This is a genomic window from Mycolicibacterium fluoranthenivorans, from assembly GCF_011758805.1.
Lineage (GTDB): Bacteria > Actinomycetota > Actinomycetes > Mycobacteriales > Mycobacteriaceae > Mycobacterium > Mycobacterium fluoranthenivorans.
Genome location: NZ_JAANOW010000001.1, coordinates 2,956,739 through 2,974,935 on the forward strand (window position 1 = coordinate 2,956,739; position 18,197 = coordinate 2,974,935).

15 protein-coding genes are annotated in these 18,197 nt (G+C 67.7%); 10 read left to right on the top strand and 5 right to left on the bottom strand.

Going from position 1 to position 18,197, the window contains the following annotated elements:
* Window positions 1–6 precede the first annotated feature (6 nt).
* The 3 genes from rapZ to whiA are packed head-to-tail and all read left to right on the top strand — an operon-like array spanning window position 7 to window position 2,911.
* Window positions 7–882, top strand: a complete 876-nt coding sequence (rapZ, locus tag FHU31_RS14375) for an RNase adapter RapZ (protein WP_090358259.1) — start codon at window positions 7–9, stop codon at window positions 880–882.
* Window positions 879–1,937 (top strand): uridine diphosphate-N-acetylglucosamine-binding protein YvcK, encoded by a 1,059-nt coding sequence (yvcK, locus tag FHU31_RS14380; protein WP_167159276.1) that lies wholly within the window; start codon window positions 879–881, stop codon window positions 1,935–1,937. The genes rapZ and yvcK overlap by 4 nt, the downstream gene beginning before the upstream one ends.
* Entirely contained in the window at window positions 1,934–2,911 is a 978-nt protein-coding gene (gene whiA / locus FHU31_RS14385) for a DNA-binding protein WhiA (protein ID WP_090358257.1), read from the top strand. Before yvcK ends, whiA begins: the two co-directional genes overlap by 4 nt.
* Before the next feature lie 3 nt (window positions 2,912–2,914).
* On the opposite strand, the gene FHU31_RS14390 is transcribed toward whiA, so the two are convergent.
* Window positions 2,915–4,351: a cellulase family glycosylhydrolase gene (locus tag FHU31_RS14390; RefSeq protein WP_167159278.1), complete on the bottom strand. Its 1,437-nt coding sequence runs from the start codon at window positions 4,349–4,351 to the stop codon at window positions 2,915–2,917.
* A 704-nt stretch (window positions 4,352–5,055) separates the two neighbouring features.
* Between FHU31_RS14390 and FHU31_RS14395 the strand changes: the two genes are divergently transcribed.
* Both FHU31_RS14395 and FHU31_RS14400 read left to right on the top strand, forming a co-directional pair.
* Window positions 5,056–6,831 (top strand): ABC transporter ATP-binding protein, encoded by a 1,776-nt coding sequence (locus FHU31_RS14395; RefSeq protein ID WP_167159280.1) that lies wholly within the window; start codon window positions 5,056–5,058, stop codon window positions 6,829–6,831.
* On the top strand, window positions 6,828–7,826 hold the full coding sequence (locus tag FHU31_RS14400; protein WP_167159282.1) for a phospholipase D-like domain-containing protein: 999 nt from the start codon (window positions 6,828–6,830) through the stop codon (window positions 7,824–7,826). The genes FHU31_RS14395 and FHU31_RS14400 overlap by 4 nt, the downstream gene beginning before the upstream one ends.
* A gap of 4 nt (window positions 7,827–7,830) precedes the next feature.
* Here FHU31_RS14400 and FHU31_RS14405 read toward each other — a convergent pair whose 3' ends face one another.
* Window positions 7,831–9,513, bottom strand: a complete 1,683-nt coding sequence (locus FHU31_RS14405) for an SLC13 family permease (RefSeq protein ID WP_167159284.1) — start codon at window positions 9,511–9,513, stop codon at window positions 7,831–7,833.
* A 125-nt stretch (window positions 9,514–9,638) separates the two neighbouring features.
* On the opposite strand from FHU31_RS14405, the gene gap reads away from it, so the two are divergent.
* The 4 genes from gap to secG are packed head-to-tail and all read left to right on the top strand — an operon-like array spanning window position 9,639 to window position 12,984.
* Window positions 9,639–10,661, top strand: a complete 1,023-nt coding sequence (gap, locus tag FHU31_RS14410) for a type I glyceraldehyde-3-phosphate dehydrogenase (RefSeq protein ID WP_167159286.1) — start codon at window positions 9,639–9,641, stop codon at window positions 10,659–10,661.
* Window positions 10,662–10,694: 33 nt separating this feature from the next.
* Window positions 10,695–11,915, top strand: a complete 1,221-nt coding sequence (locus tag FHU31_RS14415) for a phosphoglycerate kinase (RefSeq protein WP_167159288.1) — start codon at window positions 10,695–10,697, stop codon at window positions 11,913–11,915.
* Window positions 11,916–11,936: 21 nt separating this feature from the next.
* Complete coding sequence (gene tpiA, locus FHU31_RS14420) at window positions 11,937–12,722, top strand: triose-phosphate isomerase (protein ID WP_167159290.1); 786 nt, start codon at window positions 11,937–11,939, stop codon at window positions 12,720–12,722.
* Window positions 12,723–12,747: 25 nt separating this feature from the next.
* The gene (gene secG, locus FHU31_RS14425; RefSeq protein ID WP_090358042.1) at window positions 12,748–12,984 is read left to right on the top strand and encodes a preprotein translocase subunit SecG; all 237 of its coding nucleotides are present in this window, start codon (window positions 12,748–12,750) and stop codon (window positions 12,982–12,984) included.
* Between the two features lie 45 nt (window positions 12,985–13,029).
* On the opposite strand, the gene FHU31_RS14430 is transcribed toward secG, so the two are convergent.
* Complete coding sequence (locus tag FHU31_RS14430) at window positions 13,030–13,659, bottom strand: LysE family translocator (RefSeq protein WP_234901450.1); 630 nt, start codon at window positions 13,657–13,659, stop codon at window positions 13,030–13,032.
* 79 nt (window positions 13,660–13,738) lie between these two features.
* Here FHU31_RS14430 and ppc point away from each other — a divergent pair, with 79 nt between their 5' ends.
* Window positions 13,739–16,555, top strand: a complete 2,817-nt coding sequence (gene ppc, locus FHU31_RS14435) for a phosphoenolpyruvate carboxylase (RefSeq protein ID WP_167159294.1) — start codon at window positions 13,739–13,741, stop codon at window positions 16,553–16,555.
* Window positions 16,556–16,578: 23 nt separating this feature from the next.
* On the opposite strand, the gene pgl is transcribed toward ppc, so the two are convergent.
* Both pgl and opcA read right to left on the bottom strand, forming a co-directional pair.
* The gene (gene pgl / locus FHU31_RS14440) at window positions 16,579–17,292 is read right to left on the bottom strand and encodes a 6-phosphogluconolactonase (protein WP_167159296.1); all 714 of its coding nucleotides are present in this window, start codon (window positions 17,290–17,292) and stop codon (window positions 16,579–16,581) included.
* Complete coding sequence (opcA, locus tag FHU31_RS14445) at window positions 17,285–18,196, bottom strand: glucose-6-phosphate dehydrogenase assembly protein OpcA (protein WP_167159298.1); 912 nt, start codon at window positions 18,194–18,196, stop codon at window positions 17,285–17,287. Before opcA ends, pgl begins: the two co-directional genes overlap by 8 nt.
* Window position 18,197: the final 1 nt, after the last annotated feature.

Genomic DNA, 18,197 nt, shown 5'->3' on the forward strand with positions numbered 1-18,197 from the left:
CAATATATGAGTGACGAATCTGGTATCGAGGTCGTCCTCGTCACCGGGCTCTCCGGTGCGGGACGCGGTACCACCGCCAAGGTGCTCGAGGATCTCGGTTGGTATGTGGCCGACAACCTGCCGCCGGAACTGATCGCCAGAATGGTCGATCTGGGGCTGGACGCCGGATCGCGGATCACCCGGCTGGCCGTCGTGATGGATGTCCGGTCGAAGGGATTCACCGGCGACCTGGACTCGGTGCGTACCGAACTGGGCACCCGGGGTATCGCACCGCGGGTGTTGTTCATGGATGCCTCCGATGAGACGCTGGTGCGCCGCTACGAACAGAACCGGCGCAGTCACCCGCTTCAGGGAAACCAGACCCTGGCCGAGGGCATCACCGCCGAGCGGACGATGCTGGCGTCGGTACGGGCGGTCGCCGACCTGGTGATCGACACCTCGACACTGGCGGTGCCGGCCCTGCGGGAGAGCATCGAACGCGCCTTCGGTGAGGAGACCGTCGCGCACACCAGCATCACCGTGGAGTCGTTCGGCTACAAGTACGGCCTGCCCATGGATGCCGATACCGTGATGGACGTCCGGTTCATCCCGAACCCGCACTGGGTGGACGAATTGCGCCCCCACACCGGCCAGCACCCGGCGGTACGGGACTACGTGCTGGGCCAAGAAGGCGCCGCGGAGTTCCTGGACACCTACCATCGGCTGCTGGGAGTGGTGATCGACGGTTATCGCCGGGAGGGAAAGCGCTATATGACGGTGGCCATCGGCTGCACCGGCGGCAAGCACCGAAGCGTGGCGATCGCCGAGGCCCTGGCCGGCCGGCTGCAGGGCGGTGAGCAGTTGACGGTGCGGGTGCTGCACCGCGATCTGGGGCGCGAATGACAGCCCGTGTGGTGGCTCTCGGTGGCGGGCACGGTCTGTATGCCACCCTGTCCGCGGCCCGTCGGCTGACCCCGCACGTCACCGCGGTGGTCACCGTCGCCGACGACGGTGGATCCTCGGGCCGGCTGCGCAGCGAACTGGATGTCGTGCCCCCCGGTGATCTGCGAATGGCGTTGGCGGCGTTGGCTTCTGACAGCCCGCACGGCCGGCTGTGGGCGACCATCCTGCAGCACCGGTTCGGTGGCAGCGGTGCGCTGGCAGGTCATCCGATCGGCAATCTGATGCTGGCGGGCCTCAACGAGGTGCTCACCGATCCGGTGACCGCCCTGGACGAACTCGGCAAGATCCTCGGCCTCAAGGGCCGGGTCCTGCCGATGTGCCCGATCGCCCTGCAGATCGAGGCCGATGTCGCCGGACTGGAGACCGATCCGCGGATGTTCCGGGTGATCAGGGGCCAGGTGGCCGTCGCCACCACGGTGGGCAAGGTGCGCCGGGTGCGGCTGTTGCCCGGTGACCCGCCGGCCACGCATCAGGCGGTGGACGCGATCATGGCCGCCGACCTCGTCGTGCTCGGCCCCGGGTCGTGGTTCACGAGTGTGATCCCGCACGTCCTGGTACCGCAGCTGGCCGCCGCCTTGCAGGCCACCACCGCCCGGCGGGCCCTGGTGCTCAACCTGGCGGCCGAACCGGGGGAGACGGCCGGATTCTCGGCTGAGCGGCACATCCATGTGCTGGCCCAGCATGCGCCCGGGTTCACCGTGGACGAGATCATCGTCGACGCGGCGAGGGTGCCCAGTGACCGGGAGCGCGAGCAGTTGGTGCGCACGGCCGCCCTGCTCGGTGCGGACGTGGAGTTTGCCGACGTGTCCCGGCCTGGTACACAGTTACATGACCCATCGATGCTGGCCGCCGCATTGGAGCGGGTCCGGCTGCGCGGCAGGGCATCACGTCCTGATGACAGCGATTCCACCGCTCCCCACCCGGCCCGGCCGGTCGGGGGAGCAGAGGGGCAATCGACGGTGAATGTATCGAGGGGTGACGATTCGTGGCGATGACCGCTGAGGTGAAGGACGAACTGAGCCGGCTGGTCGTGAATTCGGTGAGTGCACGCCGGGCCGAGGTCTCCTCGCTGCTGCGCTTCGCCGGTGGACTGCACATCGTGGCCGGCCGGGTGGTGGTCGAAGCCGAGGTGGATCTGGGCATCATCGCGCGCCGGCTGCGCAAGGACATCTACGACCTGTACGGCTACAACGCGGTGGTGCATGTGTTGTCGGCCAGCGGGATCCGCAAGAGCACCCGCTACGTGGTGCGGGTCGCCAAGGACGGCGAAGCCCTGGCCAGGCAGACCGGACTGCTCGACCTCCGGGGCAGACCGGTGCGCGGACTGCCCGCCCAGGTGGTCGGCGGCAGCGTCAACGACGCCGAAGCCGCCTGGCGCGGTGCGTTTCTGGCGCACGGTTCGCTCACCGAGCCGGGCCGGTCCTCGGCGCTGGAGGTCAGCTGCCCGGGTCCGGAGGCTGCGCTGGCGCTCGTCGGTGCGGCACGGCGGCTCGGGGTCAGCGCGAAGGCCCGCGAGGTCCGCGGGAGCGACCGGGTGGTGGTCCGCGACGGCGAGGCGATCGGGGCCCTGCTGACCCGGATGGGCGCCCAGGACACCCGGTTGACGTGGGAGGAGCGCCGGATGCGGCGCGAAGTCCGCGCCACCGCCAACCGGCTGGCCAATTTCGACGATGCCAACCTGCGTCGCTCGGCGCGCGCGGCGGTCGCCGCGGCCGCCAGGGTCGAGCGTGCCCTGCACATCCTGGGCGACACGGTGCCCGATCATCTGGCGCAGGCCGGCCGGTTGCGGGTCGAGCATCGGCAGGCATCGCTGGAGGAACTGGGCCGGCTGGCCGAGCCGCCGATGACCAAGGATGCGGTTGCGGGCCGGATCCGGCGGCTGCTCTCGATGGCCGACCGCAAGGCCAAGCAGGACGGTATCCCCGATACGGAGTCGGCGGTGACGCCGGACCTGCTCGACGACGCCTAGCGGCTAGCTCGACGCTTTCACCGCGGCGTGCTTGCCGCGGACGTGCTTGGTGCTCGGCTTCGCGGTGGTGGTCTTCGTGGACTTGGTCGTCTTCGTCGAGGAGTCCTGGGAGACAGCATTTTTCGTCGATGTCGCGGGTGTCGCCGAAGTCGCGGGTGACGCCGGGGCCGAGGTGACGGCCGTGGCGGTCGCCGCCTTGACCGTGGCCGTCTTGGGTTTGGTGGCTGCGGAATGCGGTGTGAGCATCTTCTTGATGCGGGCGGCCAGCGCCGCGATGGCGTGGTGCAGGGCGCCGGCCAACGTGGTGACGGTCCGGCCGGGCGCGGTGAGGACGGGGGCGGTGATCGGGTGCGCGGCGATCCAGGACTTGATGGTCGCGACGGCGGCCCGCGGTGTCCAGTTGCTGCCGAAGACTCCGTAGTTCCCGCCGGAGTACGAGGAGTCGATGAGCGAGAACAGGAATGACGGACCCACGCCGGACAGGGTGGACCAGGTGGTCAGGAAATCCTGGATCAGCGTGGCCTGATTGGTCTGGCTGGCGGCGCTGCCGGAGGTGGCCGTGCTGCTGGTGGTCACCGGTGCCCCGTATTCGGTCGCCCAGATCAACTTGAGCGCATCGCCGTTGGCGTTCATCAGTTTGCGCAGAGCTTCCAGTTCCTGCAGCGGCGAGTTCGCGACCGATGCGCCGGCGGAGAACAGGCTGTCGGCGTACGGGTGAAACGCCAGGGCATCGAAGAACCCAGCGGCGCCGGCGGCGTACATCTGCTTGAGGAACGTCACCGGGTTCTCGGTCAGCGACCCGATCGTGACGCCCGCTCCCAGAACGCCGCCCAGCACCGTCGCGGTCGGATCGACGGACTTGATGGCGGTGTAGGCGGCTTTCAGTAGCGCGGTGTAGGCCGCGGCGTCGGGCTTCGGCGACCACCCGGCGAACCAGTTCGGCTCGTTCCAGACCTCGTAGGCCGAGATCTTGGCGTTCCCGTTGTTGGCGGTGGCGCCGTAGCGGCTGGCCAGCGCTTTGACGAAGGTGGCGTAGTCGGCGTCCGAGGTGGGCGCGCCGTTGGGGATGAGACCACCGTTGGTGGTGGCCCACGGTGGTGTGCTCGTGACGGATGCGTCGACGGCGATGCCGTAGGACGCGGCCGTGTTGAGCAGCTGGTCGGCCGCCGACCAGTTGTAACTGCCTTTCGCGGGCTCCATCTGACGCCAGGGCAGGTACACCCGGATCTGGGTGACCCCCAGCGATTGGAGCTGCTGCATCGCGGTGCTCAGTTGGTCCTTGGACATGAAGTACAGATCGGATTCGGCGATACCCGTCGTGGTCGAGGACGAGTCGATGGTGGCGGAGAGCTCGACCGCCGCAGCTGCCAGCCGCGGCGCGGTCGGCTGCGGCGCGGGGTGCAGACTCACCGACGCGCCCAGGACGGCGGTCGCGAGCAACGGAACCGAAACTGCATGGAACCTGGAAACGACGCGGCTGTGCTGGTGGGACATGACCGACCCCCGATGTTGGGCGAACAAGGCTGGCCGAGTGGACCGAGTGGACTGTAACTCCGGGTTTTCGCGTCTTATCGGCATCCATTGTCGCCACGGGCCAGCGAACTACTTCAGGTACCACGGACGGTCTCGGCAATTGGTGGTTCGGCGTCGTCCTGGCGAATATCAGAACCGGTCCGCAGTATTCTTTTCGATTTCAAGAGCTATGCGTGAAAACCAGTTCAGGACCATTCGCGTGGCCGGAAAGAGATTTGCGGGATCGGAGGTAAATGTGGTGTCAGGCAATCTGATATTGATGGCGCGATGGCACCGCCAGAATCTTCTCAGAAATCCGGACAGCGATCACCGGAAAATACACGAAGATGCGCTATGGCGGAAAATCGTGAGCGACCCTCAGGGGGCGTCGCGAGCAGCACTTTGTGGCCCGTGCTGACATTCGTGGCAATGGCGCTGTCGCGGCATCCAGATGTCAAGGGACGACACCTCGCGGACAGCGGATTATGCGCGAATACACAGGCCGCAGACAGCAATGACGGTCACGATCGCCGCCGCCGCGTGGCGGGTTTCGTGGTCCGCCGCGACGGTGTCGGCGTTGTACTGTGTGGCGACAAACTGGACGTCCACACCATGAAGAGGCGACGGTCGCGATGAGACTGATCCTTGAGCTGATCCGCCCCTACCGGTGGCTGGTCGCCGGCATCTTCGGTGTGCTGCTGATTCAGATCGTGATGGGTCTGGCCGCGCCCTGGCCGCTGAAGGTGGTGCTCGACAGTGTGGTCGGCGACCACCCGCTGCCGGGCTGGCTGCACGGGCTGCTGCAGCCCCTGCTCGGTGGCGAGGGCCGGATGCACATCGCCGGCCTGGCCGCCATCATGGTCATCGTCATCGCGGTCATCGCCGCCCTGGCCACCTACGCCGCGAACTACCTGACCGAGACCGTCGGCCAGCGCATCGGCAACGATCTGCGTACCCGGGCTTACCACCATCTGCAGCAGCTGTCGCTGAACTACTTCGACACCCACCGCGTCGGGCCGATCCTGAGCACGCTCACCGATGACGTCGACACCATCCAGGATTTCGCGTCGGCCTCCACGCTCGGTATCGCGACCGATCTGCTGACCATCCTCGGCATGCTGGTCGTGATGCTGTGGCTGCAGTGGGATTTCACCCTCGTCGCGCTCGCGGTGGCGCCACTGCTGCTGCTGTTCGTCTCCCGGATTCGCAAGGCCGTGAAGGCGGCCACCCACGAGGTGCGCCGCCGCGAATCCGATATCGTCGCGGTCGCCGAGGAAGGCCTGCAGTCCATCCGCGTGGTCAAGGCGTTCGACCGGGAGGACCTCCAGGAGCGCCAGCTCGCCCTGGCCGGCCAACAGGCGGTGGACGCGGCCCTGAACGCCCGGCGGGTGAAATCGGTGGTGTCACCGATCGTCGCCGTCGTCGTGTCCGCCTGCACCGCACTGGTGTTGTGGCGCGGCTCGGCACTCATCCTCGCCGGGGCGATGACGGCGGGCACCCTGACCGTCTTCATCTCCTATCTGGTGTCGTTCTTCAAACCGGTTCAGGACCTCGCGAAGCTCACCAACACCATCGCGATGGCCTCGGTCGGGGTCGACCGGGTCAATGAACTGCTGACCGCCGAGACCACGGTGGAGGAGAAGCCGGACGCCGTCGAACCGTCCCATATCAAGGGCGCCATCGCCTTCGAGCGGGTGGCGTTCAGCTACAACGCCGAAACCCCGGTGCTGCGTGATGTCACTTTCGAGGTGGCGCCGGGCCAACTGGTGGGCGTCGTCGGACACACCGGCAGCGGGAAGTCCAGTCTGGTCAGCCTGATTCCCCGGTTCTACGACCCGAGCGTGGGCACCGTCCGGATCGACGGGGTGGACCTGCGTGACTACAAACTGCACGAACTGCGCCGCCAGATCGCCTACGTGCTGCAGGACACGGTGTTGTTCCGCGGGACGATCCGCGACAACATCGCCTTCGGCCGGCCCGACGCCGATCACGACGAGATCGTCGAGATGGCCAAACTGGCCAATGCCCACGAATTCATCTCCGAGATGCCGCAGGGCTATGACAGTGCGGTGGGGGATCGGGGACTGACCCTGTCCGGCGGACAGCGTCAGCGCATCGGCATCGCCCGCGCGCTGATCCGCGACAGTCCGATCCTCATCCTCGACGAACCGACCGCGGCGCTGGACACCGAGTCCGAGCACCTGGTGATGTCGGCGCTGCAGCGTTTGATGAAGGATCGTACGGTGATCACGATCGCTCACCGGCTCAGCACCATTCGCGATGCGGACAAGATCGTCGTGCTGGAAGAGGGCCGTGTGGTCGAAGAGGGCACGCACAATGACCTGCTCACCGCCGGTGGCAGATACGCCGACTTGCACCGCATCCAATTCAAGGACGACACACCGTGACGCGTTCGCTGATCATCCTGCCCGACGACTCCGCGAAGCCGGTGCTCGACGCGATCCACGCGGCCACCAAGTCGGTGCGCATCAAGATGTTCGCCTTCAGCCACCGGCCGCTGTTGGAGGCGGTGGTGGCCGCGCACCGGCGCGGTGTGGACGTGAAGGTGATGCTCAATCCCGAACGGCGCGACGGCGAAACCGACAACGACGCCGCTCGGGAGATGTTGCAGCAGTTCGGGATCGAGGTACGCGAGAGCAACCCCGCCTTCGACCTGACGCACGAGAAATCGATGGTCGTCGACGATGAGCACGCCTTCGTCGAGTCGCTGAACTGGACCGAGGAGAACTTCACCCTCACCCGCGACTACGCCGTCGTCACGCCCAGCGCCTACGAGGTCGCCGAGATCATCGACTGCTTCGAAGCCGACTGGGCACGCGAGGATTTCGATCCCGGCACCGGCGCCCACCTGATCTGGTGCCCGTCTAACGGCAGGCATCGGATCGCCGACTTCATCGACCAGGCCAAGCACACCCTGTTCCTGCAGAACGAGCGCTACCAGGACCCGGTGATCATCGAGCGTCTCGTCCGGGCCGCGCACCGCGGGGTGAAGGTGCACGTCATGGCGCGCGCGGCACATCATCTCAAGGACGGCAAGCTCGTCGAGGGGGTCAGCGGTATGCGCATCCTCGACGATGTCGGCATCAAGATCCACCGGCTCAAACACATGAAACTGCACGCCAAGATGATTCTCGCCGACCACGAGCGGGCGGTCGTCGGCTCGATCAACTTCTCACCGGGCAGCTTCGACCACCGTCGCGAGCTGGCGATCGAGGTGACCGACCACGAGATCACCCAGCGGTTGAACGAAGTGGCCCATCACGATTGGAAGCACTCCGAGCGGATGGACCTGTCCGATGCCGGATTGATCGCCGACCTCACCGGCCGGGGCCGGGACCCGCGCGACATCAACCAGCTCGCCCTGCACGAGCCGGACGCCTGACCCCTCAGGTCAACAGCAACCACCCGACGCCGAATGCGGCGGCCAGCGACGCCACCGTCAGCGGGATGCCGAACCGCACGAACGTCGCCGTCGTATACCCGCCCGGGCGCATCACCATCAGATTCGACTGATGGCTGAACGGGTTCAGGAACGTGAACGAGATACAGGTGCCGACCAGGATCAGCAACAGCGCGGGGTCCAGGCCCGTACTGGCCGCGATCGTCAGCACGACGGGGGTCAGGATCGCCGCGGCGGCGGCATTGGTGACGATATTCGTCACACACGTGGTGCCCAGCGCGAGCACCAGCACCACCAGCGCCGTATTGGATCCCGACAGGGCGATGATCGCCGACGAAATATGGTCGCCCAGACCGCTTCTCACCACGATCGTGCCCAGCCCGATGGAGCCGGCGATGATGGCCAGGATGTTCCAGTTGAGCGCACGCACCGCGGAGTGCGGGGTGAGCACCCCGGTGAGCACCATCATCGCCGCGCCCGCGACAGCGGCGATCTCGATGGGCGCCAACCCGAAGGAACCGCTCACGATCACCGCGACCAGGATCGCCAGGGCGATCCATGTCTTGCCGGTCTGCGGTGCTTTGTCGGTGGCCTTCTGCCACAGCGCCACCAGTGGATGACGGTCCAGGGTGCGCACCGATGCCGCGGTCACCAGGCACAGTCCGCCCGGCCGCGCGGGGGCCCGGCTGAGCCGCTCGTCGGTCTGGGCGGCGATCACCACGATGGCGGTGCCCTCACCGACCTCGTCGACGTCCTCCTCGAGGTCGCGCACCGTCTTGTGCTCTTCGTTGGTGGCCACCGCGACCAGGTACAGCGGTTGCGGTGACTGGTGGAAACGCGGGCTGCCCCACAGCATCCGAACCCCGGCCTCGGTGGCCCGGTAGAGCATGATGTCGTCGGTCTCCAGGACGGCATCGCCGTCGATGCGCTGCCCCTGGCGCCGGATACCGAGAAGTGCGTACTCCGCCGTGGTGTGGATCCCCAGCGCCGCGGCGGTGCGGCCGACGGCGTTGGCGCCGGCGGCCAGCGGGATCTCGGCGCGCCAGGACAGGTCCGGTGTCTCGGCGGGCGCCTCGCCGCGCAGCATCAGCGGTGCGGTCACCAGCAGGACCACCCAACCCACCAGCGCCACCGGTACCGCGATCGGCACGAACGAGAACATCGACAGGTGCACGCCCGCGGGCTCGGCCAGTGCGGCGATCAGCAGGTTCGAACTGGTGCCGATCAGCGTGGCCGAACCTGCCAGCGTGGTGGCGTGTGCGATCGGCAGCAGTACCCCGCGGGCAGGGACTCCGGACCGCTGCTGCAGCTCGGCGGCGGCCGGGATGAGCATCGCGACGATCGGCGTGGTGTTGATCAGGGCGGAGACGAACCCGACCGGGGGAATGAGCCGGCGCAGCGCCTGACCGGCCGAGCGGACGCCGTCGAGCAGTCGATACGTCACCCGTGACACCACCCCGGTGTGCAGCACACCCTTGGCGATCACCAGCATCGCGGCCACGGTGATGACACCGGCGTTGCTCAGTCCGGCGAACAGCTCAGCGGGAGTGGCGATCCCGAGCAGGCCCGCGGCGACCAGCGCGCAGATGAGCGCCAGCACCGCCGGGGTGCGTCCGGTCGTCATCGCCACCAGGGTGAGAACGACGATGACCGCCGCGACGAGTGCCATGTAGGGCATTATCGGGACCAGTCCCGGCCGTGTCCTGACCAGCCCGCACGCGGGCGAAGCAGCACTACTAGGCTGACGTGCGAGCAGTTCACCGCGATTTCCCTCGACGATCTAGGAGAGACACTGTGACCATTCGGGTAGGCGTCAACGGCTTCGGCCGCATCGGGCGCAATTTCTTCCGCGCACTGGACGCGCAGAAGACTGCGGGCAAGAACACCGACATCGAGATCATCGCGGTCAACGACCTGACCTCGAACGCCACCCTGGCGCATCTGCTCAAGTTCGACTCGATCCTGGGCCGACTGCCCTACGACGTCACCCTCGAGGGTGAGGACACCATCGTCGTCGGCGACACCAAGATCAAGGCCCTCGAGGTCAAGGAGGGCCCGGCGGCCCTGCCCTGGGGCGACCTGGGCGTCGACATCGTCGTGGAGTCGACCGGCATCTTCACCAAGCGCGACAAGGCCCAGGGCCACCTGGATGCGGGCGCCAAGAAGGTCATCATCTCCGCGCCGGCCACCGATGAGGACATCACCATCGTGCTGGGCGTCAACGACGACAAGTACGACGGCAGCCAGAACATCATCTCCAACGCCTCGTGCACCACGAACTGCCTCGGCCCACTGGCCAAGGTCCTCAACGACGAGTTCGGCATCGTCAAGGGCCTGATGACCACCATCCACGCGTACACCCAGGATCAGAACCTGCAGGACGGCCCGCACAGCGATCTGCGCCGCGCCCGTGCCGCCGCGATCAACATCGTGCCGACCTCGACCGGTGCCGCCAAGGCCATCGGCCTGGTGCTCCCGGAGCTCAAGGGCAAGCTGGACGGGTACGCGCTGCGGGTGCCGATCCCCACGGGTTCAGTCACCGACCTCACCGCCGAGCTGAAGAAGTCGGCCACCGCCGACGAGATCAACGCCGCCATGAAGGCCGCCGCCGAGGGCAAGCTCAAGGGCATCCTCAAGTACTACGACGCACCGATCGTCTCCAGTGACATCGTCACCGATCCGCACAGCTCGCTGTTCGACTCGGGTCTGACCAAGGTCATCGACAACCAGGCCAAGGTCGTCTCCTGGTACGACAACGAGTGGGGCTACTCCAACCGCCTCGTGGATCTGGTGGCGCTGGTCGGTAAGTCGCTGTAATCGGGGCGAGCGAAGCGACGGGATAGAGACACAGTGGTTGCCACGCTTTCTGATCTGCTCAAAGAGGGTGTCGAAGGTCGGGGCGTCCTGGTGCGCTCCGACCTGAACGTCCCCCTCGACGACAACGGGGTCATCACCGATCCGGGGCGCATCATCGCCTCGGTGCCGACGCTGAAGGCACTGGCCGACGCCGGCGCCAAGGTGGTCGTGACCGCGCACCTGGGTCGCCCGAAGGGTGCGCCGGAGGCGAAGTTCTCGCTGGCCCCGGTGGCCGCGGCGCTGGGGGAGCGGCTGGGCCGCCACGTCCAGCTCGCCGGCGATGTGGTCGGTTCTGACGCCCTGGCGCGTGCCGAAGGTTTGACCGACGGTGACGTGCTGCTGCTGGAGAACATCCGCTTCGACGCGCGGGAGACCAGCAAGGACGACGCCGAGCGGCTCGCGCTGGCCAAGGCCCTGGCCGGCCTGGTCGAGGGTGCCGACGGCACGCCGGGGGCGTTCGTCTCCGACGGTTTCGGTGTGGTGCACCGCAAGCAGGCCTCCGTGTACGACGTCGCGACCTTGCTGCCGCATTACGCGGGCACGCTGGTGGCCACCGAGGTCAAGGTGCTGCAGCAGCTGACCAGCGCAGGCGAGCGGCCCTATGCGGTGGTGCTCGGTGGTTCCAAGGTGTCCGACAAGCTCGCGGTCATCGAGAACCTCGCCACCAAGGCCGACAGCATCGTCATCGGTGGCGGCATGTGCTACACCTTCCTTGCCGCGCAGGGGCTTTCGGTGGGCAACTCGCTGTGCCAGGTCGAGATGTTGGATACCTGTAGGGACCTGCTCGAAAAATACGGTGATGTGATCCACCTGCCGGTGGACATCGAGGTGGCCGACGGGTTCGCCGCGGACTCGCCGCACGAGACGGTGGCGGCCGACCAGATCCCGGAAGGCAAGATGGGCCTGGACATCGGCCCGGAGTCGGTGAAGCGGTTCACGGCGCTGCTGTCGAACGCCAAGACGGTGTTCTGGAACGGCCCGATGGGTGTGTTCGAGTTCCCGGAGTTCGCCGCGGGCACCAAGGGGGTCGCCGAGGCGATCATCGGTGCCACCGCCAAGGGCGCGTTCAGCGTCGTCGGCGGCGGCGACTCGGCGGCCGCGGTGCGTCAGCTCGGCCTGCCCGAGGACGGTTTCTCGCACATCTCGACCGGCGGCGGCGCGTCGCTGGAATACCTCGAGGGCAAAACCCTGCCCGGCATCGATATCCTGAAATAGAAGTACTGGAGTCGTAGAAATATGGCACGTAAGCCGCTGATCGCCGGCAACTGGAAGATGAACCTCAATCATTTCGAGGCCATCGCGCTGGTGCAGAAGATCGCCTTCGCCTTGCCGGACAAGTATTTCGACAAGGTGGATGTGACCGTCATCCCGCCGTTCACGGATCTGCGCAGTGTGCAGACCCTGGTCGACGGGGACAAGCTGCGGCTCACCTACGGTGCCCAGGACGTGTCCCAGCACGATTCCGGTGCCTACACCGGTGAGATCAGCGGTGCGTTCCTGGCCAAGCTGGGGGTCACCTTCGCCGTCGTCGGGCATTCGGAGCGGCGCACCTACCATGCCGAGTCCGACGAGGTGGTGGCCGCCAAGGCCAAGGCCGCACTCAAGCACGGGCTCACCCCGATCGTCTGTATCGGGGAACAGCTCGATGTGCGCGAGGCGGGCAACCACGTCGAGTTCAACGTGAACTCGTTGCGGGGCTCGCTGGCGGGGCTGTCGGCCGAGCAGATCAGCCAGGTGGTGATCGCCTACGAGCCCGTGTGGGCGATCGGCACCGGGCGGGTCGCCAGTGCCGCCGACGCGCAGGAAGTGTGCAAGGCCATCCGCGACGAGCTGGTGGCGCTGGCATCACCGGAGATCGCCGCCGGGGTGCGGGTGCTCTACGGCGGTTCGGTCAACGCCAAGAACGTCGGTGAGATCGTCGGCCAGCCCGATGTGGACGGTGCGCTGGTCGGTGGTGCGTCGCTGGACGGCGAGCAGTTCGCCACGCTGTCCGCGATTGCGGCGGGCGGGCCCCTGCCGTGATTTCGGGCCCGGTAGGCTGACCGCCATGGAACTCGCTCTGCAGATCACCCTCGTCGTCACCAGCGTTCTGGTGGTGCTGTTGGTGCTCCTGCATCGCGCCAAGGGTGGCGGCCTGTCGACCCTGTTCGGTGGCGGCGTGCAGTCGAGCCTCTCCGGCTCGACGGTGGTGGAGAAGAACCTCGACCGGCTGACCTATTTCATCGTCGGTATCTGGGTGGTGTCCATCATCGGGATGGCGCTGCGCATCAAGTACAACGTCTGACGGCTGGCTCCCTCGTCGTCTAGCTCGCTCGTCTAGCTCGCTCGTCTAGCTTTCCGTGGCCAGGCGCACGCCGAAGCCCACCAGGACCAATCCGGTCAGGGTGTCCAGCCGGCGGCGTATCCGCGGGGTCTGCATCCAGCTCGCGATGGTGCCCGACGCAACCACCAAGCCCGCGCAGTAGCAGGCGGTCAGCACGATGAAGAGGCCGCCGAGGGCGAGCGTCGTCCAGCCGACCGGGTAGCCCGCCGGTACGAAGCCGGGCAGGAAGCTCACGAAGAACACCCCGACCTTCGGGTTGAGGATGTCGGTGAGAAATCCGGACAGGAATCCGGGTCGCAGCAGGCCGAGCCCGGTGGTGTCCGGTCCGGTCGGCGGGCCCGCACGCTCCGCGGTGGTCCGCCGCAGCGAGCGCAACGACTGCACGCCCAGCCACACCAGATAGCAGGCGCCGGCGATCTTGAGCGCTTCGTAACCGACCTCGCTGGCCCGCAGCAGCGCCGCCAGCCCGAACGCCGCCGCGGCAACCCACACCGTCAGGCCGCACAGCACGCCCAGTGCCGTGAGCACCCCGCCCCTGGTGCCCCCGCGCACCATGCCGCGGACCACGACCAGGGTGTCCGGGCCCGGCAACAGCACCACGATCACCGCCGCGGCGGCGAAGGACATCACGTTCATCAGCACCGGGTCAGCGTAGAACAGCGGTACCGCCAGTCTCGCCCTGCACAGGCACAGGCTGCCGTCGATAATTGAGCACATGGCTGACAACGGACGCGTGGAAACGGTGCTGGAACCGATCGGATCGGTGCGGCGGACCCACGTGGGCCGTGAGGCCACCGAACCGATGCGCGAAGACATCCGGCTGTTGGGCGCGATCCTCGGTGACACCGTCCGCGAGCAGCACGGCGATGTGGTGTTCGACCTGGTGGAGCGTGCCCGGGTCGGCGCGTTCCAGGTGCGCCGCTCCGAACTCGACCGGGCCGACCTGGCCGACCTGTTCGCCGGTGTCGACATCCACCTGGCGATTCCCGTCATCCGGGCCTTCACCCATTTCGCCCTGCTGGCCAATGTCGCCGAGGACATCCACCGCGAACGGCGCCGGGCCGTGCACGTCGCGGCGGGTGAGCCACCGCAGGACAGCAGTCTGGCCGCCACCTACCTCAAACTGGACGCCGCCGGCCTGGATGCCGAGCACGTCGCCGAGGCGCTGCGCGGTGCGCTGGTCTCCCCGGTGATCACCGCACACCCCACCGAGACGCGGCGCAGGACGGTGTTCGACACCCAGCACCGGATCACCGAGCTGATGCGGCTGCGGGCGCAGGGGCACACCGCCACCGCGGACGGCCGCGATATCGAGACCGAACTGCGCAGGCATATCCTCACGCTCTGGCAGACCGCGCTGATCCGCCTGTCACGGCTGAAGATCTCCGATGAGATCGAGACGGGGCTGCGCTACTACCAGTCGGCGTTCTTCGAGGTCATCCCGCAGGTCAACGCCGAGGTGCGGACCGCGCTGGAAACCCTGTTCCCCGGGGCCGAGCTGCCGGCCGACCCCATCCTGCGGCCGGGCTCGTGGATCGGCGGCGACCGGGACGGCAACCCGAATGTCAACGCCGATATCGTGCGGCTGGCGACCGGGCGGGCCGCCTACACCGCGATCGCGCACTATTTCGACGAGCTCACCGCGCTGGAACAGGAACTGTCCATGTCGGCGCGGCTGGTGCACGTCACCGACGGCCTGCTGGGGCTGATCTCGATGTGCACCGAACCGGCCCGCGCGGACGAGCCGTACCGCCGGGCGCTGCGGGTCATTCACGCCCGTCTCACCGCGACCGCGGCGGCCATCCTGGACGAACAGCCGGAGGCGGTGCTCGATCTGGGTCTGGAACCGTATGTGACCCCGGCCGAACTGCTGGCCGATCTGGATATCGTCGACGCGTCGCTGCGGGCCAACGGAAGCGCAGTGCTGGCCGATGATCGATTGGGCCGGTTGCGGGAAGCCGTGCGGGTCTTCGGTTTTCACCTGTCCGGGCTGGACATGCGGCAGAACTCCGAGGTGCACGAGGAGGTCGTCGCCGAACTGCTGGCGTGGGCGGGCGTGCATCCCGATTACGCCTCGCTGCCGGAGGAGGAGCGGGTGGCGTTGCTGGCCGCCGAGATCGCCACTCGGCGGCCACTGATCGGCGAGGGCGCCGAACTGTCCGAGCTGGCACGCAAGGAACTCGGGATCGTCGCGGCCGCGGCACGGGCGGTCAAGGTGTTCGGGCCGCAGGCGGTCCCCAACTACATCATCTCCATGTGCCAGTCCGTCTCCGATATGCTGGAGGCCGCGGTCCTGCTCAAAGAGGCTGGGCTGCTTGATGTTTCCGGTGATCAGCCGTACGCCCCGGTCGGTGTCGTGCCGCTGTTCGAGACCATCGACGACCTGCAGCGCGGGGCGGCCATCCTGGAGTCGGTGCTCGCTCTGCCGGTATACCGCGCCATGGTGACCGCGCGCGACGAGCATCAGGAGATCATGCTCGGCTACTCGGACTCGAACAAGGACGGCGGCTATCTGGCGGCCAACTGGGCGCTGTACCGGGCCGAACTCGATCTGGTCGAATCGGCCAGTAAGACCGGAATCCGGTTGCGGCTCTTCCATGGTCGCGGCGGTACCGTCGGCCGCGGTGGTGGACCCAGCTACGACGCGATCCTGGCCCAGCCGCCCGGGGCGGTGAAGGGTTCGTTGCGGCTCACCGAGCAGGGCGAGATCATCGCCGCCAAGTACGCCGAGCCCCGCATCGCACACCGCAACCTGGAGACGCTGCTGGCGGCGACCCTCGAGTCGACGCTGCTCGACACCGAAGGGTTGGGCGGTCTGGCCGAAGACGCCTATGCGGTACTCGACGACCTGGCTGCCCGCGCTCAGCGCGCGTACTCCGAATTGGTGCACGAGACACCGGGTTTCGTCGAGTACTTCAAAGCCTCCACACCGGTCAGCGAAATCGGGGCGCTCAACATCGGCAGCAGGCCCACCTCACGCAAGCCCACCACGGCCATCTCCGACCTGCGCGCCATCCCGTGGGTGCTGGCCTGGAGCCAGTCCAGGGTCATGCTGCCCGGCTGGTACGGCACCGGCACGGCGTTCGAGGAGTTCATCTCGGCCAACGGCCCGCAGGACGAAGCCGCCCGACTCGAGGTGCTACAGGACCTCTACGAGCGGTGGCCGTTCTTCCGGACCGTGCTGTCGAACATGGCACAGGTGCTGGCCAAGTCGGATATGGGCCTGGCGGCGCGGTATTCGGAGCTCGTCGGCGACGAGGAGCTGCGGGCGCGGGTGTTCGACAAGATCCTCGCCGAGCACGACCGGACCATCAGGATGCACCGGCTCATCACCGGCCAGGACGACCTGCTGGCCGACAACGCCGCGCTGGCCCGCTCGGTGTTCAACAGGTTCCCCTACCTGGAGCCGCTGAATCACCTGCAGGTGGAACTCCTGCGGCGCCACCGTGCCGGCGATACCGAGGAGCTGGTGCAGCGCGGCATCCTGCTCACCATGAGCGGGCTGGCCACCGCGCTGCGCAACTCCGGGTAGGCCCGAAGGGCCGGGCCCGCGGCTCAGAGCTTGGCAGCGGCCGCCGCGTCGAGCAGCCACACGGTCTTCTCCGTGCCGAGGGCGCCGGCGGCCGGGACGTCCACGGCAGCCGCGCCGCCGAGAGCGGCGGCCACGGCGTCGGCCTTCTCGGTACCCGCGACCACCAGCCACACCTCACGGGCCCGGGCGACGGCGGGCAGCGTCAAGGTGATCCGCCGGGGTGGGGGCTTGGGGGAGTCGGTCACCGCGACTACGAGACGGGTGGTCTCGCGCACCGCGTCGGTGTGGGGGAACAGCGAGTTGATATGTCCCTCACCGCCCATGCCCAACAGGTGCACGTCGAATTCCGCGGGCAGCAGGGCTTCATAGGCGGCCGCCGCATCCTCGATGGCATCGCCGAACTCGCCGTCGCTGGCCGCGATCGCGTGCACGTTGGCCGACGGGATGTCGATGCTCTCCAGCAACGCCTCCCGGGCCTGCTTGAAGTTCCGGTCCTCGTCGGCGGCCGGCACGAAGCGTTCGTCACCCCAGTACAGCGTCACCTTGGACCAGTCGATATCGGTGCCGAACCCGACGACGTGGCGCAGCAGCTTGATCCCGACGGTCCCACCGGTCAGCACGATCGAGGCCTCGCCGCGGTTGGCGATCGCCGAGGTGATGGCGCCCACCAGCCGGGCGCCGGCCGCCGCGGCCAACTCGTCTGGGTCGAGGTAGGTCTCGATCACGCGCTCAGACATAGTCCACCTTGTCGATTCCCTGCAGTGCTTCGAAGTAGATATCGTCGGCATCCAGCCGGCGCATGTCCTCGGCCAGGCAGTCGCGGGTCTCCCTGCGGGCCAACGGGATCTGTGCGTCCGGCCGCCCGGTGCGGGTCAGCGTCGCGGTGACGCCCTCCTGCGGGCGGCTCAGCACGATGGTCTCGCTCGCCCGGGTCAGTTCGACCTTCAGCTCGCCGACCGCGCGCGATACCGGGCAGTCCAGCCGGCCGGCCAGCCAGCCGGCCAGGATGTCCAGGGCGGGTTCGTCCTTCAGCCCCGACACCAGCACCGAGGTGATGGGCTCGTACGGCGCCTGATCCAGCGTGGCGGCCAACAGCGCCCGCCAGTAGGTGATCCGGCTCCACGCCAGATCGGTGTCACCCGGGGAGTATCCGGCCAGCCTGCTCTTGATGCACGCCAGCGGATCGGCGCCGTTGGTGGCGTCGGTGATCCGGCGGATCGCCAGTTTGCCCAGCGGATCCTCGGCCGGTTTGGCCGGCGCCAGGTCCGGCCACCAGGTCACCACGGGGGTGTCGGGCAACAGGAACGGTATCACCACGCTGCTGGCGTGATTGGCGAGCGGGCCCGAAAGGTGCAGCACGACAACCTCGTTGGCGCCGGCGTCGCGGCCCACCCGCAGCTGCGCGTCCAGCCGGGCCTCGGTCGTCAGCCGGTCGCCGGGGATGACGACGATGACGCGGCAGGGATGTTCGCGGCTGGCGGCGTTGGCCGCCTCGATCGACTCCTCCAGCAGCGACTCGCTGTCGGGCGCGACCACCAGCGTCAGCACCCGGCCGAGGGTGATCGCGCCACCCTCTTCGCGCAGTTCGACGATCTTCTTGTTGATGGCACCGGTATCGGTGTCCGGCAGATCCAGTATCACG

What these genes read in the sequence shown, in the direction of transcription:
- rapZ (WP_090358259.1), top strand. Translation starts at nt 7, where the DNA reads ATGAGTGACGAATCTGGTATCGAGGTCGTCCTCGTCACCGGGCTCTCC.
- yvcK (WP_167159276.1), top strand. Translation starts at nt 879, where the DNA reads ATGACAGCCCGTGTGGTGGCTCTCGGTGGCGGGCACGGTCTGTATGCC.
- whiA (WP_090358257.1), top strand. Translation starts at nt 1,934, where the DNA reads ATGACCGCTGAGGTGAAGGACGAACTGAGCCGGCTGGTCGTGAATTCG.
- FHU31_RS14395 (WP_167159280.1), top strand. Translation starts at nt 5,056, where the DNA reads ATGAGACTGATCCTTGAGCTGATCCGCCCCTACCGGTGGCTGGTCGCC.
- FHU31_RS14405 (WP_167159284.1), bottom strand. Translation starts at nt 9,513, where the DNA reads ATGGCACTCGTCGCGGCGGTCATCGTCGTTCTCACCCTGGTGGCGATG.
- tpiA (WP_167159290.1), top strand. Translation starts at nt 11,937, where the DNA reads ATGGCACGTAAGCCGCTGATCGCCGGCAACTGGAAGATGAACCTCAAT.
- secG (WP_090358042.1), top strand. Translation starts at nt 12,748, where the DNA reads ATGGAACTCGCTCTGCAGATCACCCTCGTCGTCACCAGCGTTCTGGTG.
- FHU31_RS14430 (WP_234901450.1), bottom strand. Translation starts at nt 13,659, where the DNA reads ATGAACGTGATGTCCTTCGCCGCCGCGGCGGTGATCGTGGTGCTGTTG.
- ppc (WP_167159294.1), top strand. Translation starts at nt 13,739, where the DNA reads ATGGCTGACAACGGACGCGTGGAAACGGTGCTGGAACCGATCGGATCG.
- pgl (WP_167159296.1), bottom strand. Translation starts at nt 17,292, where the DNA reads ATGTCTGAGCGCGTGATCGAGACCTACCTCGACCCAGACGAGTTGGCC.